Origin of the sequence: Pseudoalteromonas sp. SIMBA_162 (genome assembly GCF_046535955.1) — a bacterium.
In the GTDB taxonomy this organism is placed as follows: Bacteria; Pseudomonadota; Gammaproteobacteria; order Enterobacterales; family Alteromonadaceae; genus Pseudoalteromonas; species Pseudoalteromonas marina.
Map to the genome: position 1 here is coordinate 1 of NZ_JAWJBQ010000118.1, position 380 is coordinate 380.

The 380-nt window shown below is 43.4% G+C and carries 1 protein-coding gene; it reads left to right on the forward strand.

Annotated features, from left to right (window positions below):
* Positions 1–269 (forward strand): hypothetical protein (locus R0J88_RS18985; RefSeq protein WP_410900727.1); only part of this gene is annotated, 269 nt, incomplete at its 5' end.
* Positions 270–380 lie beyond the last annotated feature (111 nt).

Genomic DNA, 380 nt, shown 5'->3' on the forward strand with positions numbered 1-380 from the left:
GCACCGAGGCGCTGCGCGCTACACAGAGGAAATATACTATTTTCTCCTGCACTGCTCCTTGTCTTCTCTGTGGTGATAATAATGTCTTATTCACTTTATCAGCCAAACACAAAGCTTGCCTAAAAAACAATTTCTACCACCGAGAGCACCGAGGCGCTGCGCGCTACACTGAGGAAACATACTACTTTTTAGTATCTTCTCCTTTACTTCTCATTGTCTTCTCTGTGGTGCATAAATCACTTTTTGTTGTAATTCTCAATGGAGTTTAATTACCACCGAGAGCACCGAAGCGCTGCGCTACATTGAGAGGTCCGTAATACAATGCATTGGTTTTTAAATGGCTTCTCCTTTACTGCTCCTTGCCTTCTCTGTGGTGATAA